The sequence below is a fragment of the Altericista sp. CCNU0014 genome (genome assembly GCF_044923475.1).
In the GTDB taxonomy this organism is placed as follows: domain Bacteria; phylum Cyanobacteriota; class Cyanobacteriia; order Thermosynechococcales; family Thermosynechococcaceae; genus JAAURS01.
This window is the reverse complement of record NZ_CP137338.1, coordinates 5,364,846-5,391,078: the sequence shown is the minus strand read 5'-3', so window position 1 is coordinate 5,391,078 and position 26,233 is coordinate 5,364,846. Positions and strand designations below refer to the sequence as shown.

The 26,233-nt window shown below is 48.9% G+C and carries 24 protein-coding genes; 19 read left to right on the top strand and 5 right to left on the bottom strand.

The genetic code is table 11. The features are described 5' to 3' along the window. Positions 1-3 precede the first annotated feature (3 nt). The 9 genes from R6H26_RS25705 to R6H26_RS25665 all read left to right on the top strand — a co-directional run bounded on the left by R6H26_RS25705 (position 4) and on the right by R6H26_RS25665 (position 9,393). Positions 4-714 (top strand): FkbM family methyltransferase, encoded by a 711-nt coding sequence (locus R6H26_RS25705; protein ID WP_404786655.1) that lies wholly within the window; start codon positions 4-6, stop codon positions 712-714. After that, positions 715-1,749 (top strand): glycosyltransferase, encoded by a 1,035-nt coding sequence (locus R6H26_RS25700; protein ID WP_404786653.1) that lies wholly within the window; start codon positions 715-717, stop codon positions 1,747-1,749. A gap of 167 nt (positions 1,750-1,916) precedes the next feature. Then, on the top strand, positions 1,917-2,783 hold the full coding sequence (locus R6H26_RS25695) for an FkbM family methyltransferase (RefSeq protein WP_404786651.1): 867 nt from the start codon (positions 1,917-1,919) through the stop codon (positions 2,781-2,783). 270 nt (positions 2,784-3,053) lie between these two features. Next, complete coding sequence (locus tag R6H26_RS25690; protein WP_404786650.1) at positions 3,054-4,160, top strand: hypothetical protein; 1,107 nt, start codon at positions 3,054-3,056, stop codon at positions 4,158-4,160. A gap of 2 nt (positions 4,161-4,162) precedes the next feature. Continuing rightward, complete coding sequence (locus tag R6H26_RS25685) at positions 4,163-5,665, top strand: hypothetical protein (RefSeq protein ID WP_404786648.1); 1,503 nt, start codon at positions 4,163-4,165, stop codon at positions 5,663-5,665. Then, complete coding sequence (locus R6H26_RS25680; RefSeq protein WP_404786646.1) at positions 5,662-6,837, top strand: glycosyltransferase family 4 protein; 1,176 nt, start codon at positions 5,662-5,664, stop codon at positions 6,835-6,837. The genes R6H26_RS25685 and R6H26_RS25680 overlap by 4 nt, the downstream gene beginning before the upstream one ends. Before the next feature lie 7 nt (positions 6,838-6,844). Beyond that, the gene (locus R6H26_RS25675) at positions 6,845-7,996 is read left to right on the top strand and encodes a glycosyltransferase (protein ID WP_404786644.1); all 1,152 of its coding nucleotides are present in this window, start codon (positions 6,845-6,847) and stop codon (positions 7,994-7,996) included. Between the two features lie 15 nt (positions 7,997-8,011). Then, positions 8,012-8,209, top strand: coding sequence for a hypothetical protein (locus R6H26_RS25670; RefSeq protein WP_404786642.1), 198 nt, complete (start codon positions 8,012-8,014; stop codon positions 8,207-8,209). Then, complete coding sequence (locus tag R6H26_RS25665) at positions 8,206-9,393, top strand: glycosyltransferase (RefSeq protein WP_404786641.1); 1,188 nt, start codon at positions 8,206-8,208, stop codon at positions 9,391-9,393. Before R6H26_RS25670 ends, R6H26_RS25665 begins: the two co-directional genes overlap by 4 nt. A gap of 26 nt (positions 9,394-9,419) precedes the next feature. On the opposite strand, the gene R6H26_RS25660 is transcribed toward R6H26_RS25665, so the two are convergent. Next, positions 9,420-10,145 (bottom strand): Uma2 family endonuclease, encoded by a 726-nt coding sequence (locus R6H26_RS25660; RefSeq protein ID WP_404786640.1) that lies wholly within the window; start codon positions 10,143-10,145, stop codon positions 9,420-9,422. A gap of 147 nt (positions 10,146-10,292) precedes the next feature. On the opposite strand from R6H26_RS25660, the gene R6H26_RS25655 reads away from it, so the two are divergent. The 5 genes from R6H26_RS25655 to R6H26_RS25635 all read left to right on the top strand — a co-directional run bounded on the left by R6H26_RS25655 (position 10,293) and on the right by R6H26_RS25635 (position 14,951). Next, positions 10,293-11,084 (top strand): Uma2 family endonuclease, encoded by a 792-nt coding sequence (locus tag R6H26_RS25655; RefSeq protein ID WP_404786638.1) that lies wholly within the window; start codon positions 10,293-10,295, stop codon positions 11,082-11,084. 340 nt (positions 11,085-11,424) lie between these two features. After that, positions 11,425-12,075 (top strand): class I SAM-dependent methyltransferase, encoded by a 651-nt coding sequence (locus R6H26_RS25650; RefSeq protein ID WP_404786636.1) that lies wholly within the window; start codon positions 11,425-11,427, stop codon positions 12,073-12,075. 84 nt (positions 12,076-12,159) lie between these two features. Further along, positions 12,160-12,939, top strand: coding sequence for a glycosyltransferase family 2 protein (locus R6H26_RS25645; protein WP_404786635.1), 780 nt, complete (start codon positions 12,160-12,162; stop codon positions 12,937-12,939). 94 nt (positions 12,940-13,033) lie between these two features. Continuing rightward, on the top strand, positions 13,034-14,338 hold the full coding sequence (locus tag R6H26_RS25640; RefSeq protein ID WP_404786633.1) for a glycosyltransferase family 4 protein: 1,305 nt from the start codon (positions 13,034-13,036) through the stop codon (positions 14,336-14,338). A gap of 67 nt (positions 14,339-14,405) precedes the next feature. Continuing rightward, complete coding sequence (locus R6H26_RS25635; RefSeq protein ID WP_404786631.1) at positions 14,406-14,951, top strand: WcaF family extracellular polysaccharide biosynthesis acetyltransferase; 546 nt, start codon at positions 14,406-14,408, stop codon at positions 14,949-14,951. Positions 14,952-15,018: 67 nt separating this feature from the next. Here R6H26_RS25635 and R6H26_RS25630 read toward each other — a convergent pair whose 3' ends face one another. Continuing rightward, positions 15,019-16,317 carry an AAA family ATPase gene (locus R6H26_RS25630; protein WP_404786629.1) on the bottom strand — a complete coding sequence of 433 codons (1,299 nt, stop codon included), beginning with the start codon at positions 16,315-16,317 and terminating at the stop codon, positions 15,019-15,021. Between the two features lie 230 nt (positions 16,318-16,547). Between R6H26_RS25630 and R6H26_RS25625 the strand changes: the two genes are divergently transcribed. Further along, positions 16,548-17,819 (top strand): M20 family metallo-hydrolase, encoded by a 1,272-nt coding sequence (locus tag R6H26_RS25625; RefSeq protein ID WP_404786628.1) that lies wholly within the window; start codon positions 16,548-16,550, stop codon positions 17,817-17,819. After that, entirely contained in the window at positions 17,819-18,502 is a 684-nt protein-coding gene (locus tag R6H26_RS25620) for an antibiotic biosynthesis monooxygenase (protein ID WP_404786627.1), read from the top strand. The genes R6H26_RS25625 and R6H26_RS25620 overlap by 1 nt, the downstream gene beginning before the upstream one ends. Position 18,503: 1 nt before the next feature. Here the strand turns inward: R6H26_RS25620 and R6H26_RS25615 are convergent, their stop codons facing one another. The 3 genes from R6H26_RS25615 to R6H26_RS25605 all read right to left on the bottom strand — a co-directional run bounded on the left by R6H26_RS25615 (position 18,504) and on the right by R6H26_RS25605 (position 23,104). Further along, positions 18,504-19,874, bottom strand: a complete 1,371-nt coding sequence (locus R6H26_RS25615; RefSeq protein WP_404786625.1) for an 8-oxoguanine deaminase — start codon at positions 19,872-19,874, stop codon at positions 18,504-18,506. 347 nt (positions 19,875-20,221) lie between these two features. After that, positions 20,222-21,124, bottom strand: coding sequence for an alpha/beta fold hydrolase (locus R6H26_RS25610; protein ID WP_404786623.1), 903 nt, complete (start codon positions 21,122-21,124; stop codon positions 20,222-20,224). An 81-nt stretch (positions 21,125-21,205) separates the two neighbouring features. Continuing rightward, positions 21,206-23,104: a TIM-barrel domain-containing protein gene (locus R6H26_RS25605; protein ID WP_404786622.1), complete on the bottom strand. Its 1,899-nt coding sequence runs from the start codon at positions 23,102-23,104 to the stop codon at positions 21,206-21,208. 356 nt (positions 23,105-23,460) lie between these two features. Here R6H26_RS25605 and R6H26_RS25600 point away from each other — a divergent pair, with 356 nt between their 5' ends. The 3 genes from R6H26_RS25600 (at position 23,461) to R6H26_RS25590 (ending at position 26,124) form a co-directional block, all read left to right on the top strand. Beyond that, positions 23,461-24,597, top strand: a complete 1,137-nt coding sequence (locus R6H26_RS25600; RefSeq protein WP_404786621.1) for a Gfo/Idh/MocA family oxidoreductase — start codon at positions 23,461-23,463, stop codon at positions 24,595-24,597. 76 nt (positions 24,598-24,673) lie between these two features. Then, a complete protein-coding gene (locus tag R6H26_RS25595) occupies positions 24,674-25,294 on the top strand; it encodes an NAD(P)-dependent oxidoreductase (RefSeq protein ID WP_404786620.1) in 621 nt (206 codons plus the stop codon). 347 nt (positions 25,295-25,641) lie between these two features. Beyond that, positions 25,642-26,124 (top strand): hypothetical protein, encoded by a 483-nt coding sequence (locus R6H26_RS25590; RefSeq protein WP_404786619.1) that lies wholly within the window; start codon positions 25,642-25,644, stop codon positions 26,122-26,124. The last annotated feature ends 109 nt before the right edge of the window (positions 26,125-26,233 follow it).

Here is a 26,233-nt window from a genome sequence, read left to right as displayed (position 1 = left end):
ACTATGTTTGTTAAACAGAAAATCAGGACATACCTCGCCAAAAAGCTAGGATTGCCAGAAATTCCATCTGCTCTAGAAAGGCTCACAAATATAGGCTTTAAACCTACTCTAATCTTTGATGTTGGAGCTTATCAAGGTGACTTTGCTAATCTATGTATTAAGAACTTTCCAAATTCAAAGATTGCTTGTTTTGAAGTTTTAGAACATCGAGTTGAGCAGCTAAAACAAATAGCATCTCAAAATCCTTCCTTACAAGTATTTACAACGTTGCTAGGAGCAGAAGTACAAGAAAAAGTGCAATTCAATGAGGCTGAAACGGCTTCTTCTGTGCTAATTGAGCAAATACAACAGGACTTTCCAGTTAATTCTTATCCGATGACAACTGTAGATACTATTGCAGATAAATATTTCAATGGTAAAAGTCCAGATTTTCTCAAATTAGATGTGCAAGGTTATGAATTAGAAGTCCTTAAAGGTGCAGAGAAGTCTTTGCAGGGTATACAAGTAGTTTTAGCAGAAGTTAACCTGCTCGATATTCATCAAAATGTGCCTTTACTGGCAGAAGTTATTTCATGGCTCAACGAACGTGATTGGGTTGCTTATGACATTTGTGGAATAACTCGTCGTCCTCTCGATCGAGCATTGTGGCAGGCTGATTTTATCTTTGTCCCTCGTCATAGCCCACTACGGAATGATAAGCGATGGGGTGTCTAAATGCGTATTCTCCTTACAGCAGATCCAGAATTACCAGTGCCACCACTCCTCTATGGAGGGATCGAACGGATAGTCGATCTATTAGTAACTAAATTTCAAGCTCGTGGACATAGTATTGGATTAGTGGCTCATTCAGAATCTACCTCGCCTGCAACTCCAATATTCCCCTGGCAGGGAAAGCGATCGCAGAATAAACTTGATACTGCTCGCAACACCATGACCCTATGGTCAGCAGTGCAGCAATTTCAACCCGATATCGTTCACAGTTTTTCTCGTATCTTCTATTTGTTGCCACTGCTAGGTTCTCGATTACCAAAAGTTATGTCTTATCAACGCGATCCCAGTTTGCGTACTGCTGGCTGGGGTGTGAAACTGGCAAACGGTTCATTAACATTTACTGGTTGTAGTGATTATATCTGTCGAGTTGGTAGAAATGCTGGTGGAACTTGGCATCCTATCTACAATTGTGTCGAGACGGATAAATATACTTTTCAGCCAACAGTAGCTGATGATGCCCCCTTGGTATTCTTAAGTCGGATCGAACGAATTAAAGGAGCGCATACGGCGATCGCGATTGCTCAAAAAACTGGAAGGCGACTCTTGATTGCTGGGAATTATTCTACTACTGGTGAAGCAGGGCAGTATTGGCAAGAAGAAATTCTGCCTCACTTGGGTAAGAATGGAATTGAGTATGTTGGTACAGTTAATGACACTCAGAAAAATAAACTGTTAGGACAAGCTGCTGCGATGATTGTGCCGATCGAGTGGAATGAACCTTTTGGGATCGTGTTTGCCGAATCTCTAGCCTGCGGTACTCCAGTCATCTCCTGTCCTACAGGATCGCTGCCAGAGATTGTTCGTCAAAGGATTGATGGCTATTTAGTAACAAGTATTGAAGAAGCAATTTCCGCAGTGGAAAAACTGCCAAAGATTGATCGATTAAACTGTCGCCAACGGGTCGAGCAGCATTTCTCTGCGGAAGTCATTGTCGATCGTTATGAGAAACTTTATCAAAAACTTATAAACCATCAATAATGCCAAAAAATACTATTTCTCTTCCATTTCCATTAACCTGTTACCCAGACATACTAACGGTCTTTTTTTGCCAAAATAGATTAGACAGCTTTATACAATTAAATCTAACTTTAAATCTTGAATCATCACCTAATTAAAGTTTATTTCTCTGTTTAAAACATACCCAAATGGTAATTGATTCATTTTTAAGAACTTGGCGATTTATCTATTCCCACCCGCTAGCTTCACAAAATATTCCACTTGCGCTCAAGCTTTGGCTTAAATGGCAAATTGGATCTCGTATTTTAAAGATGCCGATTGTTGTTCCGTTTGTCGGTGAATCTCAGTTAGTTGCTGAGATGGGGATGACTGGTGCTACTGGTAATATTTATGCTGGTATGCATGAGTTTGTAGACATGGCTTTTACTCTTCATTTATTGCGACCGAGCGATCTCTTTGTTGATGTGGGTGCAAATATTGGTTCGTATACAATACTCGCTTCTAAAGTAGTTGGTGCAAACAGTTTTACAATTGAACCCGTTCCAGCGACTTATAAACGTTTGCGACGCAATATAAACCTTAACGATATATCATCCTTGGTGGAAAGTCGTTGTTGTGCCGCCGGACAAAATCATGGAGTATTAAAATTTTCATCAGATCTCGATACAACAAACCAAGTAGTCGATCCTGATTATTCAGGAAGCTCGATTGAGGTTCCCGTCGAAACCCTCGATCAGTTGCTCGATAAACTACATCCAGTACTCATGAAAATTGATGTTGAGGGATTTGAGCCGGATGTAATGGCAGGAGCAGTGAAAACTCTGGCTTGTAATTCTTTACTCGCTATTTTGTTAGAAACTATCGATCCTAAAATTGAGAAAATTCTTCGAGAAAATGGATTTGAACCTGCTAGTTACGATCCATTTAAACGAGAATTTCAGACGTCAGCCAGCGAGCATGTAAGTAACAATTTTTTATGGATTCGCAATCCATTGCAAATTATAGAGCGTTGTAAAGCAGCTCCTAAATATAAAGTCTTAGGAATTACTTTTTGATTAAGTCAAACGCTTTTTTTCAAGTCTTTAATTAGCTATTTATATGTTTTTCATCAAAAGATGACTCACCGAGTTCTTATTGTCAGTCCCCATTTCCCACCTATTAATGCGGCAGATCATCAACGAGTACGGATGTCTTTGCCATACTTTTTAAAGTATGGTTGGGATGCCCATGTTTTAGCAGTAAAAGCAGACTGTATTGAAGCAGTACAAGAGCCGTTATTATCACAAACATTCCCTAATAATGTACCATTAACTTACGCGAACGCATTGCCGCTCAAATACACTCGAACCTTTGGGATTGGGAGCTTAGGGATTAGGAGTTTGCCCTTTTTGCAGAGGGAAGGCGATCGCCTCCTAAGCCAACAACACTTCGACCTCATTTACTTCTCCACTACCGTTTTTAACGCCATGAGCCTTGGCCCCCGCTGGCGCGATCGCTTTGGAATTCCTTACGTGCTGGATTTTCAAGATCCGTGGCAAAGCGACTATTATGCAAAAACAGGCGTAAAACCGCCGGGGGGAAAATTCAAATATAGTTTTGCACAACTTCAGGCAAAAATACTCGAACCCAAAGCCATCCAGAAAGTCAGCCACATCATCAGCGTTTCGCCAACCTATCCTGAAGCCCTTCAAAAAAGATACCCTTACTTATCCCCAGAGCAATTTACAGTCTTGCCCTTTGGGGCTCCAGAATTAGACTTTGAGGTACTGCCCTCCCTTAAGATTCAACAACGCATTTTTGACCCCAACGATGGCAAACGTCACTGGGTTTACGTAGGGCGGGGCGGAAACGATATGGCCCTAGCGCTGCGGTCATTATTCTTAGGCTTGCAAGAAGCCCGCCATCAACAGCCCGAACTTTGGCAATCCGTGCACCTGCATTTTGTTGGAACCAGCTATGCTCCCCAAGGGCGAGCCGAAAAAACCGTAGAGCCCATTGCTCGAGAACTAGGAGTCGCCGACTTAGTCACGGAACATCCCTATCGCATTCCCTATTTTGAAGCCCTTCAGGTTTTAGTCGAAAGCGATGGCATCCTGCTGATCGGATCCGATGATGCCAGCTATACAGCATCTAAACTGTACCCTTGCGTGCTTGCCCGAAAACCCATTTTGGCCATTTTCCACCATCAAAGTTCCGTCGTTAATATACTCAATCAATGCAATGCAGGCCGAACCCTGACCTTCAAAAGCAGCGATCGCCCCGAGCAATTACTTTCCCTCATTGCACCTCAACTTCAATGGCTCCTCTCCATCCCTAAAACCTACCAGCCCGACACCGACTGGCAAGCTTTCCAACCCTACACCGCAAAAGAAATGACCCGCCAGCAGTGCATGGTTTTCGATCGCTGTCTTGTGCCAACCCCAATAAGCTAGCCATGCCTGAGACGACACAACCCGCCATTCAACCCATTGCCTATCTGCCAGAAACCACACGGCAAGAACGGCGGCAACTCCTCAATTTATTTTGGTTAGTGGCAGGCGGATTATTTTTATTTGAAGTCTTTGGCACGCAGATTAATTCGCTGCAAACCACTGTTGCCGGACTGCTCATTACTGCTGCCGCATTATTGCCCAGTTACCTATGGTGTTCCGGCAAAGCATTCGGATTTCCAGTTTTCCCCCTTTCTGCCCTCCCCTTTATTTGGACCCATGCCTTACCCCTAATCAGCCAACATCCTAAAATTATTACCTATAGCCCCATTCATCATCTTTATGCCAGCCTCACCACGACGGGTTTTCTCCTACTAGGAACTTGGGTTTGGTTCCAATTTGTTAAATCTCCACCTCCTCTACCCCAAACCTATCGAGCATTGAGCGGAAAAAAAGGGGAGAGTTTTTTCTTAGGCGTTTTAGTTTTAGGAATCCTCTTTACCATTGCAGCAACGGGAGGATGGCTGTTGTTATCGGGCGGCTCATTTGCCTTAGTGCGAGGCGGGATCTTAGGTCTTACAGCCTTAGCAACTTTTACCCTAGCCTATCGGGCCGGAAGCGACGAACTTTCCAGCAACCAAACCCGCTTATTTTGGGTGTTGATTATTCTCCATATGATTGTCAGCGCGGCTGGACTCTTGCTGGTGGGTGCGATGGTAACATTTTTAACGGTTGCGATCGCCTTTAGCATCGGACGTAAAAAACCTCCAACATCATTCATTGTATTTACCCTAGTTTGTCTGATTTTGCTGCATGGCGGGAAAGGCGACATGCGGGCCAAATATTGGGTTTATGGGCCAGGTGCCATCATTCAACCTTGGCAGTATCCAGCGTGGTATGCAGAGTGGGCAGATTACTCCCTAACCAGACTGAATCCTTCCGCCGATCGGTCATCTGAGGTCACTTCCTATGCCAAAAGACAATCATTTGCAGAGCGATCGAGTGTCATTCATTTGCTCCTTTTAGCTCAAACTAAAACCCCTGAATCTGTCCCGTATCTCAGCGGAGAAACCTACGCGATTGTGCCGCAGCTTTTGATTCCTCGTATTTTTGATGCGAACAAGATCCGCAGCCACGAAGGCACCTACATCCTGAATATTCACTACGGCTTGCAACGACGTCAAGATACCTACAACACGACGATTGGCTGGGGGCTTTTAAATGAAGCCTACGCTAACTTTGGGAATTTTGGTTGTGCGGGGCTAGCGATTGTTTTGGGAATTGCCTATGGAAAAACAACACGCTGGAGCATTAATGCCCCACTCCTTTCCGCTCAGTCCCTATTTGCCATCTTAATGATTACGTTCTCCTTTCAAACCGAATGGTCCGCTGGCGTGTACGTTGCAGCACTGTTCCAGTCCAGTATGTCCTTGCTGGGGATAGTTGTTTTTCTCATGAAAACCTATCCGTCAGCGCCTATCCTTCAGAGTCAATACGAGCTGGAATGACGAAACTAGCCATTGTCGCCTCCCACCCCATTCAATATTACGCTCCCTGGTTTTGCCATCTCGCACAACATAACAATCTTGATATTAAAGTTTTCTATCTTTGGGACTTTGGCATAACCCAACAGATCGATCCTGGGTTTAAGCAATCGATTCAATGGGATCTGCCTTTATTAGAGGGATATGAGTCTGAGTTTGTCCCCAATGCTAGTTCTCGTCCAGGTACCGATCGGTTCTGGGGCTTAAATAATCCGACTTTGAGCCAGAGGGTGCAAGCCTTCCTGCCCGATGCCGTTTTATTAATGAACTATAACTACGCAAGCTGTTATCGATTTCTACTGCAATGGAATCGCGATCGCATTCCTCTCCTCTTTCGCGGCGATTCCCATCGTTTATTGCCTTCGCCTGGGATTAAAGCATGGGCCAAACAAAAGGTGATCCAGAAAATCTTTCATCGGTTTGCAGCTTGTTTGTACGTGGGCAAAGCAAATTACGAATATTTTCGATATCACGATGTTTCCGCAAATCGGCTCTTTTTTTCGCCCCACGCGGTGGACAACGATCGATTTTTCGATCGAGCCGCTGGGGCGCGTCAGGAGGCGATCGCGTGGAAAAAATCTCTAGGTGTTCCTGAAAATCATGCGGTCATTCTCTTCGCTGGAAAATTTGAGACTAAAAAACGCCCGTTAGATCTCCTCCGTGCTTTCCAAAAAGCCGCACTTGACAATGTTTCTTTACTCTTTGTCGGTGCGGGTCCCCTAGAAGAAACCTTAAAAGCTGAGACTTCAATCCACGACAGTATTTACTTTGCCCCCTTTCAAAACCAAACCTTAATGCCGCGGACCTATGCAGCAGCAGATCTTGTCGTGCTGCCGAGTTACAGCAATCAAGAAACATGGGGATTAGCGATCAACGAAGCCATGTGTCTGAGCTGTCCGGTCATTGTCAGTAACCATGTTGGGTGCGCTCAAGACTTGGTTCACCCCATGGAGAATGGATTGGTTTTTCCGGCTGGCGATGTAGAAGCACTGACAACCGCCTTAAAAGAAGCTTTTTCCGACCGCGATCGCCTAAGGCAGTGGGGGATAGCCAGTCGCACCATCGTTTCAAATTATAGTTACGCCCGAGCAACCGAGGGTTTATTGCAAGCCCTCAATTGCGTGTGCCACCCATAGGATGACTGTGACAAAAAAACGTTTTCATCTCTGGATCCCCAATATTTTTGATTTTAAAGGGGGAATACAGGTTTATTCGGCTTTTTTTCTGGAAGCGCTTCAAGCGCTTTACCCTCAGGACCAATACGATGTATTTCTCAAACACGATGTCCGAGAACCGGATCGCGATGGCTATCTCCCCCAAACGCGCTTTCACTTTGTCGGCAGATGGCCGTTATCCGTCCGAACCCTCATGTTCTCCCTTCAAATCGTAAGTCAGGCGCTGTTGAAGCGGCCCGACTTGATTATTGCGACCCACTTAAATTTTGCCGTTGCAGCATATTGGCTCAAACGGTTTGCGGGTATTCCCTACTGGGCCGTTGCCCATGGGGTTGAGGCTTGGGATATTCAAAATCCACACTTAAAAGTAGCGCTCCTACAGGCTGACCGGATTTTGTGCGTGAGTTGTTACACCCGCGATCGCCTGTTACGAGAGCAATCCTTAGACCCCGATCGAGTCGCGATCTTGCCCAATACTTTTGATGCGAGTCGGTTTCAAATTAAGCCAAAACCATTGTTTTTATTAGAACGTCACGGACTCAGTTCGGAACAACCGATTATTTTAACGGTGTCTCGTTTGGTGCAATCGGAGCAATACAAAGGATACGAGCGAATCTTGAGCGCGCTTCCGCTGATTCGTCAAGTCATTCCCAATATTCATTATTTAATAGTGGGCAAAGGCGACGACCGTCCGCGAATCGAGCAAATGATGCATGACCTTCGCGTACGAGATTGTACGACATTAGCAGGGTATATTCCAGACGAAGAACTTTGCGATTATTACAACCTCTGTGATGTGTTTGCAATGCCTAGCAAACGGGAAGGGTTTGGGATTGTTTATTTGGAAGCTTTATCTTGCGGCAAGCCAGCACTAGGGGGAAATCAAGATGGAGCGATCGATGCATTATGCCAAGGCAAGCTCGGGGTTTTGGTCAATCCTGACGATGTTAAGGAGATCGCGCAAATACTCATTCAGATCCTGCAAAAAAAACATCCTAATTCGCTACTATACAAACCCGAACAGTTACGTCAAGCTGTTATCAAACAATTTTGTTTTGAATCATTTCAACAAGCTCTTAAACTTCAACTTGAAGACCGCTTTCCTTTAGTTCATCTTTAAAGTTGGAGTTTTTACATGTGTGGCATTGCTGGCATCCTAACGGCCCAGTCCGACTTTTTCCATCTAGAACGCCGAATCCAATGGATGCAAGGTGCTTTGTTCCATCGCGGTCCCGATGACCGGGGAATTTATATTTCCAAGGATTGGGATATTGCGCTAGCCCATACTCGTCTTGCAATTCTCCAACATTGGTGGCAAAGTATTCAGCCATGAGAATTCTGCATGTTATTCCTTCGATCGCTCAAGTGCGGGGCGGTCCCAGTCAAGCTGTTTTAGAAATGGTCAAAGCTCTCAACGATAGCGGGATGGAGGCTGAGATCGCCACTACTAATGACAATGGTTCCGTTCTCTTGGATGTCCCGATCGGGCAGTGCAGCGAATATCAACATGTGCCTGTTTGGTTTTTCTCCCGCTTTTCTCCCAATATTCACTCAGTCCGTGAATTTGCCTTCTCCAGTCAGCTAACAACTTGGCTTTGGCAGAATATCGATCGATACGATCTGCTGCATATTCATGCTATTTTTTCTTATCCTTCCACCATGGCCATGGCGATCGCCCGCCAGCAAAATGTCCCCTATATTGCCCGCCCTCTCGGGCAACTTTGCGAGTGGTCTTTGCAGCAGAGCGCCCGTAAAAAACAACTGTACTTAGATGCCATCGAACGCGTCAATCTAAACGGCGCCAAAGCCCTTCACTTTACGGCGCAACAAGAACAAACCGAAGTCAAGTCGCTCTGCCTAAAGCCATCCAGTTTTATCCTTCCCCACGGATTGGGAATGCCCAGCCCGTGTCTGGATGCTCGTCAAATCCTCAGACAACAACTCAACCTCCCCCCCGACGAACCCATTATTTTGTTTTTATCCCGCCTCCATCCTAAAAAGGGATTGGATATTTTAATTCCCGCCTTAGGTAAGCTGCTTCGCCATCGGTTTACCTTTGTTTTAGCTGGAGATGGAGATTCTGCGTATACTGCTTATCTTCGGACGCTTCTGGAAACCCACGGGTTAGACGAACGCACCCATTGGATGGGATTTGTCAAAGGCGAGCAGAAAAACCAATTGCTCCAGGGGGCAGATTTGTTTGCATTAACTTCTCACTCTGAAAACTTTGGCATTGCAGTCTTAGAAGCCCTTGCCGCTGGGTTGCCCGCGTTAGTCGCGCCCGGTGTGGCCCTGGCTCCGATGATTCGACAATACCAACTGGGCTATGTTGCAGATTTGGATGAGGGTGCGATCGCCCAAACCCTGGAACAATACTTTGCTCGGCCTGTGGAAGCCAAAGCGATGGGCGATCGCGCGCGTCAGTTCGTCCTCGAACGCTACACCTGGGATAGAATTGCCGCGCAACTCATTGAGGTTTATACTGCCATCCTCAGCAAACAACCCATTCCCCATTAGCGCCCCGCCTGACTGAAAAAGATTTGCTACTCAATCGGTTCAACCCCCAAAGCCTTGAGCTGTTCCTTTAATCGCTCCGCATGTTGTCGTTCCTGCTCCGCGCGCTGCTGCTCTTGTTCGGCGCGCTGCCGTTCTTGGTTGGCAAGCTGCCGCTCTTGCTCTAACGCCTGCCCCAGTTCTGCTGGCATCAATAGCCGCTTCCCCGTGGTAATTTCCGTAAACGTAATTAACTTCCCCTCCACCTGCAATTGCAGCCCTAGAGCCTCACTGCATAAATCGGTAATCGGTACATAGTCATCATTTAAGAGCCGATACCCCATTAAGGGTGACTCTAACCATTCTCCCTTTGGGTCAAATAGCCAGTACTCCTGGACTCCAATCTGGGCATAAAGACGACGCTTAATAATTTGGTCTTCTTGCTGAGTGCTTTTAGAGGTCATTTCAAAGACGACCCGTGGCACTTCCCCCTCTTCCCACAATTTGTAGCTATCGCGTCCCCCTGGCGCCACCCCGAAAATTACCATCACATCCGGTGCAACCCTGAGTTTGGGCAATCCTTGGGCATAATACAAAAACTGGTTAGCAAGAACTGTTGCCTGCTGTCCCTCAAGGTATTGGCGTAACACTTCTAGCGTGACTAAGATCGCGTAGAGATGGTCGTAGGTTTCTGCCACGGGTTCACCATCTGAAACCGGATAAACAAGGGTTGAATGCCGTGGGTGTTCGGTGGGTTGCTGTTCGGTGACTTGCATGGCAAAACAGCTCAGGCAATGAATAGGCTCATTGTAGCAACCTCAAAAATTTTTCTCTCGCTTTTTCCTGGAGATTTAGTTGTACCTGAGCCGTGTGGATTCAATACCCTAAAATAGGAGAAACTCTCCCCTTTCGGAGCGCGTGGCATGTATCAAACCAACTTCCCCCAGCCTCCCCAAGAAACCCTCCCCACCATGTACGATCTTCCTAGCGAAGACTCTGAGGATCCAGGCTTGCCCGACCTTTTTCATGTCGCACAACCGCGTTTGCTGGACGAAACCTGCCGTCCCCCTGTCTATGCACCCAATCAATTCCTGACCGCCAGCGACCTCAACCTCTATTACGATCCTAACCATACCCGCTGGTACAAACGTCCCGACTGGTTTTTAGTACTGGGTAAGTCCCCTGCCTCAACCCAAGATCGGATGCATCTTAGCTATGTCATCTGGCAAGAAGGGACAGCACCCTTTTTGGTCGTCGAGCTATTGTCACCGGGCACCGAGGCAGAGGATTTAGGCCAAACCCTCAGGGAAATTAATACACCACCTACAAAGTGGCAAGTTTACGAACAGATCCTTCGCATTCCCTACTATGCTGTTTTCGACCGCTACTCCAACCAGTTTCGGCTATTTCGCTTAGTGGCTACTCGCTATGAATCCGTTCCTCTCCCCGAGCAGCGTTTTTGGTTTGAGGAACTCGAACTAGGTTTGGGGGTCTGGCAAGGCTGCTACCAAGATACGGAGGGGCTTTGGTTGCGCTGGTACGATAAATCAGGTGCTTGGATTGCGATGGCAACCGAACAACTCCAGCAGGAACGGCAGCGAGCAGACCAGGAACGGCAGCGAGCAGACCAAGAGCGGCAGCGAGCAGACCAAGAGCGGCAACGGGCAGATCGATTGGCTGCAAAACTTCGAGAACTGGGGATAGATAGCGTTTAGTTAGTGCGCGATCGCTCTGGTTGACTGATAAAACTTTGCGCTACCCAAACTGCTGTTTCCGCTCTATTACATCATTTGGATGGTTCGACTCGCTATGAAGTACGTGATGCCAAGGCGATCGCCTGAAAATTGACGTTTTGGCCTCGCTCCTAACGATTGGAGGCAGTAAGGTCAATATCCCTTTCAGGGAATACTCTAAAACATTTGCATGCGTTAGTTTTCACGTCTAAACGGGCATTTTAGGGTGTATTCGCACAAAAATGCTGACGGACAAACTGTCTATCTCAAAGAATCAGGAAACTGATTATCAATATAAGCTCAACTATAACTACCTGAACCTATGACTAAAACGAAGCTTAACTATGAATATCAGTATTCCTCAAAGCAACTTACCCATATTTACTCGTACTTAACCAACCCAATACTATCAATTCTCCCAAATCCTCAAACAAAGTCCTCTGATGAGCGAAAAATACGTATTTTAGACCTTGGCTGTGGAAATGGGAGCTTTAGCCATATGTTGACTAATCTAGGGTACGACGTGGTAGGCGTTGAAGAATCAGCATCTGGAATTGCGATCGCCACTCAAAATTTTCCTGAAACTCGTTTTATTCAAGGTAGTCTTTATCAACTCCCTTTAGAGGTTTGCCAGAATCAATTTGATATTGTTATATCAATCGAAGTAATTGAACACTTATTCTATCCCAGGGAATTGCCTCGCGCAGCAAAGCAATGTTTAAAGCCTGGAGGTACTTTGATTGTAACTACTCCGTTTCACGGCTATCTCAAAAATGTTTCCTTAGCTCTAACCGGAAAGCTGGATGCCCATTTCACAACTCTGTGGGATGGTGGGCATATAAAGTTCTTTTCAGTACCTACGCTCAAAAAGCTTCTAATTTCTGAAGGTTTTGCATCTCCTAAATTTAGATTTTCAGGACGCTTCCCTTTTCTATGGAAATCAATGATATGCGCGATAAATCTACCTCATTAACTCCAGGTTTTCTAAAAATATATAGTTGCTAACGTGAATCTTACATTAAACAGTCGAACTGATAAAAATTTTTCGCAAACTTCAATGCCTTCTATTACAACCGAACTTGAAATTACACCGCTGATCTTGACCTATAACGAAGCTCCCAATATCGAACGCACGCTTCAAAAACTAACTTGGGCAAAACAGATCGTTGTTATTGATAGTCACAGTGACGACGAAACCTTGAAAATTTTGGACGCTTACCCTCAAGTCCGAGTTTTTCAGCGGAAATTTGACTCATTTGCAGAACAATGTAACTACGGCCTATCCAAAATCGAATCAGATTGGGTTCTTTCTTTAGATGCTGACTATCGACTGAGCGATGAGTTAGTGTTGCAGATCAAAATGCTTACGGAAGACCCCAATATCGACGGATATCGGGTTCCGTTTCAATACTGCGTTTTTGGTAAACCCTTGCGCGGTACATTACTACCACCGCGGAAAGTTTTATATAGACGAGTAAAAGCTAGATATCAAGATGATGGTCATGCTCATCAAGTTAGTATTGAGGGTAACCTTACAATGCTTTCAGCATCAATTTACCATGACGATCGCAAACCCCTCACGCGATGGATTTGGGCGCAAGATCGTTACATGATTATCGAGGCCAAAAAGCTCATAGAAACACCTGAAAAGGAACTAAGCTTTGGCGATCGCTTGCGCAAAACAAAAATCTTAGCGCCCTTCGTCATACTAGTATATTGTCTGTTTCTCAAAGGTGGAATTTTAGATGGTTGGCGCGGTTGGTACTATGCTTTTCAACGTACATTTGCAGAAATTCTTCTCTCGCTTCATCTCCTAGAAGCCGAGCTCTCTAGATAGATATTGTTTCCTAATTCTGCTGATTGGTCAGCCAATTTAAAGTTGCTGACCTTTAATTTTGGCTGTAAGTTTTTCTGCAACGGGGGATTAAATTATGCTGTCTTATTTCAAGCAATCTGTTCGCGCAAAAGCTCCATCTTCTACTAGAAGCCGCAATCTTTCTCGCAAAATATCTCCTCGGATTAGACTGAAAATTATCAATCAATTTTTCCCGCCAGACTACGCACCAACAGGTCAACTCATTGCAGAACTGGCTCATCAGCTCAAGGACGAACTTGGCCCTATAGAGATTTTTGCCAGCCAACCTTCCTATGCTTTTGACAGCGACGATTCTCCCACCTGGGAGCATTATGATGATACCCTTACAATTCGCCGCTCTCAAAGTACGCGGTTGTGGCCGTCTCGCATCCGAGGCAAAGCCTTCTCCGGCGTTATTTTCTTTGTCCGAGCAGCGATTAATTTACTCAAACATACTCAACGCAGAGAACTCGTTCTCTTGACAACAGCTCCGCCCTTTTTGCCCTTTTTGGGGTACCTGCTCAGTAAGGTTTGTAATATTCAATATGTCTGTTTGCTATACGATCTCTATCCAGATATTGCCGTCAACCTCCAAGTGCTCTCTCCAGGTCATTGGATTGTCAAGCTATGGGAAACTTGCAACTTCTTAACTTGGAATCGATCTGCTGCAATTATTGTCTTAAGCAATGCTATGAAAGTGCGAATTACCAAAAAATATCCCGCGCTTGAAGATAAAATTGTCGTGCTTCCGACCTGGGCCGATCCTCAGTACATCAAACCGATCCCAAAACAAAATAATTGGTTTGCGAAACAACATGGCTTAGTCAAGCCCTTTACGGTTTTATATTCGGGAAATATGGGACGGTGCCACGATATTCAGACCCTTCTAGAAGCGATCGTTCTGCTGCGCGATCGCCCCTTTCAATTCGTATTTATTGGTAGCGGAGCCAAGTTTAATGTGGTGAGCGAGCAAGTCAAACGTTTGAAACTGGAAAACTGTTTGTTTCTTCCCTATCAGTCTCGCGAAGTTCTCCCCTTTTCCTTGACGGCCTGCGATGTGTCCATTGTAAGCATTCGCGGAGATATGGAAGGGCTTGTCGTACCTAGCAAACTATACTCATCTCTAGCGACGGGTCGCCCTGTTGTCGGTATCTGCGAATCTTACTCATACCTTAATGCGCTCGTCGATCGCGCCCAATGTGGTGCTACATTTCGGAATGGAGACAGCGAAGGACTCGCCCAATACCTCGAAAAACTGAGCCAAGATCCTGAATGGGCGGCCAAACTGGGACAATCCGGGCGAGATTACTGTATCTCGAACTTTACAGTAGAGAAAATCTCGCAGGATTATTTGCAACTGTTCCAGTCCTTTCAAAAGTGAATGCGGCGCAAGCAATTCCTCGCGTTTCAGCTTGGCGACGATCGACGTTTGCTTCTAGGGTTTGGCTATGAAATTAGATACCTATACAGTCGGCGACTATACCCCCGGTGCCCCCCTGTGGAAGCAGTTGCTCTGGTTTTTTGCAGGCTATCCGTTAGTGGCCAGTCGCTGTCTGCCGCTCTCTGCCCTCAAAGTTTTGCTCTTGCGGGGATTCGGCGCAAAAATCGGGCAAGGCGTGCGGATCAAAACGGGTGTAAAAATCAAGTTCCCGTGGCGGCTTCAGGTGGGTTCCCATACATGGATTGGCGAAGATTGCTGGATCGATAATGTGGCCGAAATCGCGATCGAAGAACACGTCTGCCTGTCCCAAGGAACTTACCTGTGTACTGGCAACCACGATTGGACCCATCCCGAATTTGCCCTCAAGTGCGCCCCCATTCGCATTAAGCGCAGCAGTTGGATTGGCGCAAAAGCTGCCATAGGGCCGGGGGTGACGGTGGGGGAAGGCGCAGTGCTTGGCTTGGGCAGCATTGCCGCAAAGTCCTTGGAGCCGATGACCATCTATTTCGGCAATCCCGCGCGACCGATTAAAGAACGCAAGATCGTTGTGTAGCTGCGCTGCAACATCGCGCTGCAATGCCACGATCGCCACTGGCAGCGTCACGCCACCCCTCTCGACTCTACTGAGGCCGCACGATCGTCTCTTCGAGAAGCCGCGTTTGGGTTTTCGGATTGTAGCCGACCAGTTTGATATAGCTTCGGGGGTTTGCCTGAATGCAGTCCAAGATCCCTTCCACGGCCTTGGTGGCATTATCAGGAGACTGGCTCCACGGCCAGCTGCGCCAAATATTGCCAGACTTTTCTCGCGGCGATGCCACTTCTAGACTGAGCCGTCCGCCCTGCCGCAGCGATCGCTCTAACAGTTGCTCGATCTGCGGTAGCGGGACATGGCTCGGCCAGCCCTGCGGCGGCGTGACGCTGCCAAAATCGACTGCTTCTCGATGCTCTAGAACCCGCACAGGGGCTGCGGTACTGACGGTTTCAGACGTCGCAACCTGCTGACCGTTGCCCGCAGATCCGACGGGGGCTGCGGTGAATCCTGCATTGGAAACATACTCCTGAGCAAGCTGCGATCGCACCAGTCGATTCTGCTCTCCTACCATCTCAGCACCCAGCGCGATCAGGTGTTCCAACGTGACTTGCGCCTTAATTGCGCTGAGGGTTTTGTCGGGGTTGTTCACGAGGTGAGTGGAGACCCGATCGACCCCCACTTGGCGGATGAAAGCGCGCACTTGTTCGTCGTAGACGCGCGATCGCAGCGCGCCGAAGAAATCGATCGATTGGTTCGGGAAAGTGGCGACGAGCCGTTCTACATCGGCACGGACGAGCCGATCTTCTTCAAAAATCCCTGCCACGATGCCGATCCGATCTTCGAGAGAAGGCTCCCAATAAAATTTGTCCATCCGCCCGTCGCGCACCAGGGGCGCGTAAAGGGTTGAAAAATCGTTTCCGGTTACGATAATCGGGACCCGTGGCGTGGGTTCTGTTTCGTAACTCCCCGGAAGCTGCACGTCAGTCGGATTGTCGGCAATATTCATCAGCGTGCCGTTGACGAGCTGGGTATTGACGGTATACTGCGTGGTTTTATCCACCCGCCCCGCTCCCGCATCCAAATCGTTAATGAGCAGCACGCACATCTTGCCGCGCACCTTAATCAGATCCGCCGCCTCGCGATAGCGGGAGCGAATCAGCCGCACCGGATCCCCTGCATCCGGGCTTTCTAACTCGCCCGCCGACATCCGCACGGGCTCGATGCCCATGAGCTTGAATACCAGCTCGCACTGAAAGGATTTCCCCTCGCCCTTGCGTCCGTGTACGCCCAAAATCACCGGAACCCGAACGCCGGGTAAATCCATAAAATTTTTGGTGATGTGAATTGCAACTTTATCTAGGAAGCGGGGTGAGACGTAATAACTCATTGCAAATTCAACTGACGGACCCTCCCTATTATGAAGGTTGATGGATCCGCTGCAACCCTCGATCGGATGCTTTCTCTTTCTTTTGAAATAATTAGTATACTGTATACAATAATTCGAAACTAAAAATTCTGTCGTGTTAGCTTGAGGAAAGACGATCGCCCTCCAGCCACGGCAGGCAGCGACCGGGCGTCATTCTGTTTCGAGCATTGCATCTTAGAGCGAGGAGCCTCATGACCGTCATTTCAGCGCTTTCGGTGAATTGCGATCGCCTCAACCGCAGCCTGTTTCAGCTTGCAGAAATTGGGAAACTACCCAATGGCGGCGTGTGTCGCCTCGCCTTTAGCGCGGAAGATATTTTGGCGCGGCAGTTGGTCCAAGCTTGGATGGTGGAAGCGGGCATGACCGTTCGTACGGATGTGGCGGGAAACATTATCGGGCGTTATGCGGGGCGTTCGGAACGCGCTGCGGCACTGGCGACGGGTTCCCATATCGATACGGTTCCGGTGGCGGGGCGCTACGACGGCTGTCTGGGCGTATTGGCGGGGATTGAAATGGTGCGGGTGCTCAACGAACATGGCGTCCGGCTGTACCATCCGATCGAAGTCATTGTGTTTGCGGATGAAGAACGCTCCGTCATTGGGGCGAAGGCCATGGCGGGGGAAATCAAGGAAGGCCCGGACTACTATGCTCGCCTAGACGGAACTTCGATTCAAACCTGCCTTGAAAAAATCGGCGGTGACTGGTCGGCTCTGGCTGCGGCAAAACGCGATCGCTCGGAGGTTGCGGCTTTTGTGGAACTGCACGTCGAGCAGGGTGGCGTGCTGGAGCGCGAGGGCACTTCGATTGGCGTGGTGGATGGGATTGTGGGCCAATATCGCTTTGCCGTTACCGTTGTCGGTCGCATGAACCACGCGGGCACGACGCCGATGAACCTGCGCAAAGATGCCTTGGTTGCGGCAGCGCAGGTCATCCTAGCCGTTAACAACATTGCGGTCGATACGCCGGGCGAGCAGGTGGCAACGGTCGGGTTTATCGAAGCTTCGCCGAACGCGACCAATACGGTGCCGGGGCAGGTCGATCTCAGAATCGACCTGCGAGATCTCTCTCAGACGCATCTAGAATCTTTGGTCGCGTTGATGAGGGCGGAATTTGCGGCGATCGCCGCTGCTACGGGTACGCAAATTGCAATGCGAGAGACGCTCCATATCCTGCCTACGTTGGCCGCCCCTCACGTTAAAGACACCATTCGGCAAGCTTGTGAAAGCGCGGGGTTGAGCTACAGCCACCTGCCCAGCCGGGCGGGGCACGATGCCCAGGAGATGGGGCGCTTCACCGACATGGGTATGATTTTTGTGCCGAGTCGAGATGGACTCAGCCATTCACAGGACGAATACACTGCGCCAGAGCATTGCGCTCAAGGGGCCGATATTTTGCTCAAAACCTTCCTCTCGTTGGACGGGCGATATGCCATTCGACCGACCTTACCCAGTCCTTCCCTTTAATGACAAAGCAAATCGAGCAGCTATCCAATGCCAGCATCGTCATCGAGTATGACGAAATTGCCAGCGATAAAGAAGCGCAGTTTTTGCAATGGCAGTCTGAAATTCAGGCAGGGTTAAACCAGTTTGAAGGGTACTTAAAGACCGATGTGTGCCGTCCCATTCGAGGCATGCAGGAGAAGTGGTACATTGTGGTGCATTTTGACTCCCCTGCTCACCTCGGGGAATGGTTGGATTCGGACATTCGCCACCACATTATTGGAAAGGGGAAGAAAAAATTTGGCCCCTACCGCTACAAAATTCAGGCTGGGTTTGAAGGCTGGTTTGGCCAACGCAACGAAACCAATGCGAGCGTCCCAGCTTGGAAACAAAATTTTGCGGTGCTGTTTGGGTTGTATCCCACAGTCATGCTCGAAACGCTTTTGTTTTCTCACCTTGGAATTATGGAGTCTTGGCCGCTCGCGCCAAAAATGTTCGTCAACAATCTCATTAGCTGTTCTCTACTCACTTGGATTGTGATGCCCCTCACGACAGCTCTCCTGAATTTTTGGCTCAAGCCTCGGCAGGCTTCTGGAGAAGACGCGGAGCGATCTCGCGCGCTCGTTCGCACTGACATCATCGGCACGCTGCTCGTGTTTGTGGCCTACGGATTTGCGATCGCGATCTTCCAATCCCTTGCACAGTAATTCAAGATTGCGAATTGACTAACTGCCGTGCAATGCGGTTGTGTTTTTGAACGAGCGCCGTCAGATCGACTGCGGTCAACTGCCCCCGATCGACAACTTTTTTGCCATTGACAAAGCTGTAGTCAACCGAATCGATCGAACAAAAAACGAGCGCTGCCACTAAATCGTGGTGCGCCCCGGCAAAGGAATGACGGTCGATATCCACCGCAATAAAATCTGCCGACATCCCAGGTGCGATCGCCCCAATATCGTCCCGGCCCAAAACCCTAGCGCCTCCCAAGGTGGCCACCTCTAGAATCTCCCGCGCTGTCATTGCTGTTGCATCGCAGTCTCGCACGCGGGCCAACAAGAAGGCCATCCGGGCTTCCTGAAGTAGATTGCTGCCGTCATTGGAAGCCGAACCGTCCACGCCCAACCCGACCGGGACGCCTCGGTCTAACATCTTGCGGATGGGTGCGATGCCGCTGGCAAGGCGCATGTTGCTACAGGGACAGTGGGCCACACCCGTCCCGGTGCGAGCAAACTTCCCGATCGAATCGTCGCTGAGCTGCACGCAATGGGCGTGCCAGACGTCTTCCCCCAACCAGCCCACCGATTCGGCAAAGTCCCCCGGAATGAGGCCAAATTTGTTGAGACTGTAGGCCACGTCCGCCTTATTCTCCGCGAGGTGCGTGTGCAGCCGCACCCCTGGGTAAGCCCGCGCCATCGCTGCCGATTCCCGCAGGAGATCGGGCGAGACGGAAAAGGGAGAGCAGGGGGCTAGGGTTATCCGCAGCATTCCGTGACGGGCGTTATCGTGATACTGCTCGATCAGCCGCTGCGAGTCTTTCAAAATATCGGACTCTTGCTCGACCAATGCATCCGGCGGCAGTCCACCCTTGCTAACGCCCACGCTCATGCTGCCCCGACTGGCATGAAAGCGCAGCCCCATCTCGGCGATCGCTGCAATTTCAGCATCCAGGGTGCAGTCGTTCGGAAATAGGTAGAGGTGATCGCTGGCCGTCGTGCAGCCGGACAGCATGAGTTCCGCTGCTGCCATTTGAGCGCTGACGTGGATGCTTTCGGCGTTGAGTTTGCTCCAGAGGGGATAGAGGGTTTCTAACCAGTTGAATAAACTACAGTCTTGGGCCGCTGGGATAACCCGCGTGAGGGTCTGAAAGAAGTGATGGTGGGTATTGACCAAGCCGGGAAGTACGATGTGGCGATCGCCCAAGTCCAGGACTTCATCTGCTGCCATTGGGGGCATTGCTTCAAGCGTGCCAACCTGTTCGATAACGTTATCCCGGATAAAAATTGCAGCGTGCCGCAGTTCTCGTCTGGCTGCATCCATTGTGACGAGGGTGTGAATATTTTTAATCAATAAAGTTGTCATGGGAATTTGGGAGATAGTGCGCTAGAGCATTCAAAAACAAAACCTCTTCCTCAGCAACTTTATCGTTGTAGTATGGAGCGTTGACGCTCTTCGCTTCTAGTAACGCCCTAACGCTCATTCAAGGTCTTGTCAGCGACGAACATTAGAAATTTTGTCTCAATGCATGTATACTGTATACTTGAGTTTGCGTGTATTCTGTATCCAATAAGGCGGAAATGCATAAAACCCTAACGCTAAAGATGGGGAAAGCGTTCGATCGACGAACGTCGGGGTGGGCGAACGTAGAACTGGTGCCCGAGCAGTAGATCCGCAAGCTAGGCTGAGAAATTTTTGCAGGTCGAACTGGTTCAGGAGCTGAGCTGCGGTAAAATCTTCCGAATCAAGCCGATCGCAATAGCAGGTAATTCTAAATGCGGCGTCAGTCTTGCATCGCCTAAGTATTCCAAGGTTCGAATCGCAGTAGGGTTTATTTGGGCAAAGCGTTTCCCCAACTCTAGGCTGGTATACTCCGTGTCTTGTCCGTAAATTAATGCCGTCGGAACGGTCAATTGAGAAATGTAATGCGACAAATCGAAACTCAGATCGCCGCGCACAAATGATAGCGCGGCATATTCTGCGTTCGGTTGCTGGGCCGATTGCAAATAAGCTTCCACGAGTTCGGGATACACGCGATCGCGACTGGCAAACTGTCGTTGTTCCAGAAAACTGCGAATCCCAAAGTGCGTTGCAATACCCGTACTGTAGAGGAGACGATCTAGGATCGGTGTTTTGACCAACTGGGCAAAAAAGTTTTCAGTATAGTTTTGCTCGAAATCATTTAATCCGGCAGCAGTCACTAAGATTAACGATTTGAATAAATCGGGTTGTTCCACCGCAGCCCGAATCGTAAAGGCAGCTGTAAGTCCCGATGCGATCGCGGTGACGGGGCGATCGCAGGTTTGCTTTACGAACTCGAGAATGGTTTGCATGTAATCTCGAACTTGGTAATCTCTCGAGGGACGATCGGAGCGGCCCCAGCCGATGAGATCGGGTGCGAGAATGCGGTAGTCTGCGGCAAAGGCAGGATAGACTTTCGACCATTCGTAGGCAGAAGAACCACCTCCTAAGGCGTGCAGAAATACCAGCGTTTCGGAGTCTGCCTCGGCCCCCTTATTCCAGTTATTCCAGGGAAATCCATCGGCTGTGTAATAAACGATGTTGCCTAGAGATGTGGTCAGCGATCGCTGAAAGAATCCATAGGGTATTAACATGGGTTTAACCTTTATCCATTGAGTCAGTCAGGTATAGCACATTCAGTCATTGAAGCTTTGACGCGTTCTTAGCTTGCAAAACTAACTGCTGAGATGCAAGCTTGCAAAGCAATTGCTAATTTCTACTCGATTTTCGCGCACGGCTACTGCTTCCCCATCCACCCAAGCTTGCCGTACGTCCATTCCGTAAATGTAGATTTGAATCGATATATAGGGAAATATAAATTCTCCCTCTGACTCCCACGTGAGGTCTAGGCCACCGGCGAGACGCTGCATCGAAAACCGATCGAGTCGGGAGGCATCATAGCCATCTCCAATATCTGTATAAAGCGTCAGCGCATCCGTCTTCGTATCTCCATCGGGGGGATAGAGGTGAAGCGCTAAGTGCTTTTCCTCAAAGCTTTTCTGTGGCAACAGATTAAATGATTCGCCTTCTTCCATCGGTAAAATGGTTCCTGCTTTGACCAGGACAGGAATTTTTTCTAAAGGAGCATCTAAGGTGACTTGCCCTTCTAACAACCCATCGTCCCAAAAGTCATACCAGCGTCCGTTGGGCAGATTGACGGTGCGCGATCGCTGTCCGTTTTGCAAAATGGGATAGACGAGCACGCGATCGCCCCAGAGAATAAAGGCGGCAGGCTCATCCATGTCGTGCCAGAAGCCCGCAACCCCCACATCTAATAAAAACTCATACTGGCGGCTCCACCAGCGACGGACGGCAGCATTGGTAAAGTCAGGGAAGACACACCAGCCGGGCCAGACTGGCGCAACGACTAACTGTCCGTTCGATAACCGACAAAATGCATCCAGCACGCGTCCTTCAAGAAACAAGTTGCTCTTGCGACTCAGCTTTATCCCAGGGTTGAGAATGGTTACAAACTGAACGCCGTGTTCTAGTAATTCTCCAATAAAGCCGCTCAGCTTGGGGAAGCGATCGGGATCGATTGTAAACGCCCGGTACCCTACCTGCACGTCAATATCCAAGTGGATCGCGCTCAAGGGCAAATGGTGTGCCTCAAAGCCCTGATAGACGGCTCTCACCGCCTCTTCTGTTTTATAGCCCCAATGGGATTGGTGATACCCCAACGCCCAGCGCGGCGGCATCGGAGCGCGTCCGGTCAGCTCGGTGTAGCGCTCTAGCAACTGAGCGGGAGGGCCTACCGCGATGTAATAGCGCAGGGCACCGCCTTCAAAGGTGGCAGTGGCAATCTCGCTAAAGGTAAATTGCGCGTCGAACGAATTTTCGTAGAAGACGAGGTAGCTGCCCGCGTGGTGTAAGCCCCAGTACAGCGGAATGCAGATGTACATGGGGTCGGCCCCAGTATCGTACTTGCCCGCTGCGTCGTAATTCCACATGCGAAACGTCTTGGGCGTTTCGGTAACTTCTTGCTTGTCTGTCACTTCCTTTGCTAAGCGCAGGTTGAGCGGAACCGAGCGTTCCCCCAATCCATAAATGGCTTCTTCAGGATAGAGTTGCGATCGATGGACCCAACCCTCTCCTAGCTTTTCGGGCGGTAGTTCCTTCCGCACGACTTTTCCCAAGGCGTCAAAAACCGTCACCCGACCGTCGATCGCTACGACAAGCTTGAGTCCTAGAGCATCGCTGACTTGGCTCGTCACAACCCAACCGTCTGCTGTTTTATCCAAACGGGTCGCAACGGGTGCCCACGTTTGCCGGGCGATCGCGTAGGGGATCGGTAGCGTTCCGGGCTTCCAATCTATCCGCACCAAATCGGGAGTTAAGAAGCAAATTTCCAGTTCTGCCCGCTCAAAATACAACCGAGCGCCGCTGACAATTTGCTCTGCTCGCAACAGCATTCCAGGTTGTTTGAATGTTATCTGAGGGGGTGGGACAGCCACTTCCCGCTCGACCTTTTCCTTCCAGCGAGAGTAACGAAATGCTTTGGGCGCGTAGCTGAGATAAAACAGCGATCCTAAGAAAAATTTTATCTTTAGCGATAGCTGTTTAGTCCAGTTCATGGCGCTTCTATTATTGAGTCGCAGCTTGAGTAGTCGTTGCTTGTATCGTACGCTTCAATCCCTAACTAACGGCTGAAATCGCTGTTCGCCGCTTCATGTATTTTGATCAATCTCCTTTCTAACAACCTCTGCCTTTGGAAGGAGACGGCTCTCCCGTTATTCTCGTAATTTCTAAGGGTACTTCGATGAGCGATGAATCTGTCATGCAATCAAGAGAGAATCCCTCACTAGTAGGAGGGATGAGATAACGCAGCTAGTTAAAGTATGTTTATTGTTCGTCTTTGCATACTCCATTCGATCTAGCTAGCTCCAGCATCTTTATTAATTATTAATTCTCTGCCCGTGGAGACTGTGGTATGCCTACTACTCAAGCGTCCTCCAACCCTCAACGTAAAATTCGATATGCCGTTGTTGGTTTGGGTTGGTTTGCTCAATCTGCTGCCCTGCCAGCTTTTGCCCATGCAGAAAATTCCGAACTTATAGCCTTAGTATCTGACGATCCGGCAAAGCTAGCCGAAATTAGCCAGAAGTACAGCAGCGTACAGCGTACGTTTTCCTATGCCGAATACGACGATTGCTTGAATAGCGGCCTAATCGATGCGGTGTATATTGCATTGCCCAATCACTTACATTGCGAGTACACGGTGCGAGCGGCCAACGCCAAAGTTCACGTGCTGTGTGAAAAACCGATGGCAGTGACTGAAGATGAGTGCCAGCAAACGATCGAGGCGTGCGATCGCAATGGCGTAAAACTGATGATTGCCTATCGGTTGCATTTTGAGGAAGCCAACCTGCAAGCCGTGGAAATCGTGAAATCCGGGCAGATTGGCGAACCCCGAATCTTTAACTCGATATTTACGCAACAAGTTGAAGAAAGTAACATTCGCGTCGATAAAGGAGTGGGTGGCGGTACGCTCGATGACATTGGGATTTACTGCATCAATGCTGCGCGCTATTTGTTTCAAGAAGAGCCGATTGAAGTTTTTGCTACCACCGCCAGTAAAAATGAGCCTCGCTTTAGCAAAGTTGCAGAAATGACCAGTGCGATTCTACGTTTCCCGAACGAGCGGTTGGCTTCATTTGTAGTAAGCTTCGGTGCTGAGAAAGTCTCTAGCTACCAAGTTATAGGGACAAAAGGCGATTTGCGAGTAGAGCCAGCCTATGCTGGTAGCGGTGAAATCAAGCACTATCTGACCGTAAATGGTGATACTCAAGAGCGATCGTTTGGCGGACGAGATCAGCTTGCAGCTGAGTTTGTTTACTTCTCAGATTGCATTCTGCAAGATCGACAACCCGAACCGTCGGGGCAAGAAGGCTCGATCGACGTTCGAATCATTCAGGCGCTTTACAAGTCGATCGAAACGGGCCGCTTCGTTCAACTTCAACCCATGCAGCGCGATCGACGCCCCGATCTGAGTCAATCCATCGATCGCCCACCCTTGGAGCAAGAGCCAGAGATGGTGCGTGCGGCTGGACCTTCTGGTAAGTCTTGATGCGTTCTTTCAAAAGTAAGACTGCGCGTTTGAGACAATGGCAGCATAATTTCAAAGGCAGTATAAGTAAGGCACTATGAACCTACTGATTTTTGGGGCGACGGGCGGGACGGGTCGCGCATTGGTCGAGCAAGCATTGGCACAAGGAAATGCGGTAACTGCATTCGTGCGGGATCCAGCAAAACTCGATATCCAGCATCCCAGCCTGAAGGTCGTTGAGGGGGATGTTACAGATGCCGCAGCCGTAGAATGCGCCGTGCAAGGCCAAGATACCGCGTTCTCTACGCTGGGTTCGAAAAGCCTCAAAAATAACCCAACCCTGATCGAGGGCGTTCGCAATATCGTTCGGGCTATGGAAAGCCAGGGCGTGCGGCGGTTAGTGTATCAGTCTTCTTTAGGGGTTGGCGACAGCCGGGAGCGGGTCGGCTTCTTGGTTCGGTCTATTATCATTCCTCTCGTACTGCGGAATGCGATCGCCGATCACGAAGAGAAAGAACGGATTATCAAGCAGAGTACTTTAGAGTGGGTTATCGTTCGCCCGGCTGGGTTGACTGATGGTCCGCGCACCAGCCATTATCGCCATGGCGAATCCATTGAATTTGGCGCGAAGATCTCTCGTGCTGACGTTGCTGACTTCATGCTGAAGCAAGCGAGCGAGACGGGCTACGCGCGCAAAACGCCCGGCATCTCCTACTGAAGCAAAATGGTACGAACCAAGCCTCCTTGAAACCAAACTTATTGTTCAATCCACGCAGAAGCCTGGAGCTTTCCCGCGATCGCTTCTTGCGTAGAAGCAGCGCGTGCTATTGATAATCTTTGCTCGGGGGTAGCGCTTGGGTAATACGCATTCCAAACCGTTGAAGCAGCCAGCGATTTTTAGGGACGTACATAACGTATACTGTATACATGCGTTATGTGTATTCTGTATCCAGCATGGCGGAAACGACTTAAGTGCTTCGGCATAAACTACAAGTCGTAGCAGCGTTTGTAAATCTGTTGCTTGTTTGTCGTTAACAAAACATCAGTTGAGAGAGGCAGGAAATCGTGTTTGAGTTTTTATCGAGACTGGGTGCATTTGTCTTGTCCCTTGTGTTGGTTGTAGGGCTTTGGGCCGGACTTCCAACGGCTGCGCAAGCTGCAAAGCTCGCGCAGCCCCCTCTTTTAGTTGCCTCAAAAGGATTGGCAAATTATCCTGCGGCTTTTCAACTCGCAGCAGTTGCTACTGAAGCTGTCGTTGATGATGAAGCTGTTGAATCCGCAGAAAAAGAGGCTAAGGAAGCTGCCAAGGCCGCAGCAAAAGAAGCCAAGAAGGCGGCTAAAGCTGAAGCCAAAAAACTAAAGCTAGCGGCCAAGGCCGAAGAGAAAAAGTTGAAGGAAGCCAAGGAAGCTGAAGAAGAAGCGGCCAAGGCCGAAGCCAAAAAACTAAAGCTGGCGGCTAAGGAAGAAGCTAAAAAACTGAAGGCCGCGAAGGAAGCTGAAGCGACTGCCAAAGCAACTGTACCAGCAGAGGATGCAAAGGCTTCTTAGACGCGATCGACATCAACCATCGCCTTCTGGTTCAGTTCGCAATATTTGACAAGACTTTATGGGACAAGCGCTCGCTTTTAGAAGAGCGCTTGTTTTTCAATAAGTCGCT

Excerpts from the sequence above, each read along its gene's own strand:
- R6H26_RS25705 (WP_404786655.1), top strand. The coding sequence starts at position 4 with ATGTTTGTTAAACAGAAAATCAGGACATACCTCGCCAAAAAGCTAGGA.
- R6H26_RS25635 (WP_404786631.1), top strand. The coding sequence starts at position 14,406 with ATGAAATTAGATACCTATACAGTCGGCGACTATACCCCCGGTGCCCCC.
- R6H26_RS25595 (WP_404786620.1), top strand. The coding sequence starts at position 24,674 with ATGAACCTACTGATTTTTGGGGCGACGGGCGGGACGGGTCGCGCATTG.
- R6H26_RS25655 (WP_404786638.1), top strand. The coding sequence starts at position 10,293 with ATGTATCAAACCAACTTCCCCCAGCCTCCCCAAGAAACCCTCCCCACC.
- R6H26_RS25645 (WP_404786635.1), top strand. The coding sequence starts at position 12,160 with ATGCCTTCTATTACAACCGAACTTGAAATTACACCGCTGATCTTGACC.
- R6H26_RS25700 (WP_404786653.1), top strand. The coding sequence starts at position 715 with ATGCGTATTCTCCTTACAGCAGATCCAGAATTACCAGTGCCACCACTC.
- R6H26_RS25650 (WP_404786636.1), top strand. The coding sequence starts at position 11,425 with ATGACTAAAACGAAGCTTAACTATGAATATCAGTATTCCTCAAAGCAA.
- R6H26_RS25665 (WP_404786641.1), top strand. The coding sequence starts at position 8,206 with ATGAGAATTCTGCATGTTATTCCTTCGATCGCTCAAGTGCGGGGCGGT.
- R6H26_RS25610 (WP_404786623.1), bottom strand. The coding sequence starts at position 21,124 with ATGTTAATACCCTATGGATTCTTTCAGCGATCGCTGACCACATCTCTA.
- R6H26_RS25640 (WP_404786633.1), top strand. The coding sequence starts at position 13,034 with ATGCTGTCTTATTTCAAGCAATCTGTTCGCGCAAAAGCTCCATCTTCT.
- R6H26_RS25615 (WP_404786625.1), bottom strand. The coding sequence starts at position 19,874 with ATGACAACTTTATTGATTAAAAATATTCACACCCTCGTCACAATGGAT.
- R6H26_RS25695 (WP_404786651.1), top strand. The coding sequence starts at position 1,917 with ATGGTAATTGATTCATTTTTAAGAACTTGGCGATTTATCTATTCCCAC.
- R6H26_RS25600 (WP_404786621.1), top strand. The coding sequence starts at position 23,461 with ATGCCTACTACTCAAGCGTCCTCCAACCCTCAACGTAAAATTCGATAT.
- R6H26_RS25670 (WP_404786642.1), top strand. The coding sequence starts at position 8,012 with ATGTGTGGCATTGCTGGCATCCTAACGGCCCAGTCCGACTTTTTCCAT.
- R6H26_RS25660 (WP_404786640.1), bottom strand. The coding sequence starts at position 10,145 with ATGCAAGTCACCGAACAGCAACCCACCGAACACCCACGGCATTCAACC.
- R6H26_RS25630 (WP_404786629.1), bottom strand. The coding sequence starts at position 16,317 with ATGAGTTATTACGTCTCACCCCGCTTCCTAGATAAAGTTGCAATTCAC.
- R6H26_RS25620 (WP_404786627.1), top strand. The coding sequence starts at position 17,819 with ATGACAAAGCAAATCGAGCAGCTATCCAATGCCAGCATCGTCATCGAG.
- R6H26_RS25605 (WP_404786622.1), bottom strand. The coding sequence starts at position 23,104 with ATGAACTGGACTAAACAGCTATCGCTAAAGATAAAATTTTTCTTAGGA.
- R6H26_RS25685 (WP_404786648.1), top strand. The coding sequence starts at position 4,163 with ATGCCTGAGACGACACAACCCGCCATTCAACCCATTGCCTATCTGCCA.
- R6H26_RS25680 (WP_404786646.1), top strand. The coding sequence starts at position 5,662 with ATGACGAAACTAGCCATTGTCGCCTCCCACCCCATTCAATATTACGCT.
- R6H26_RS25625 (WP_404786628.1), top strand. The coding sequence starts at position 16,548 with ATGACCGTCATTTCAGCGCTTTCGGTGAATTGCGATCGCCTCAACCGC.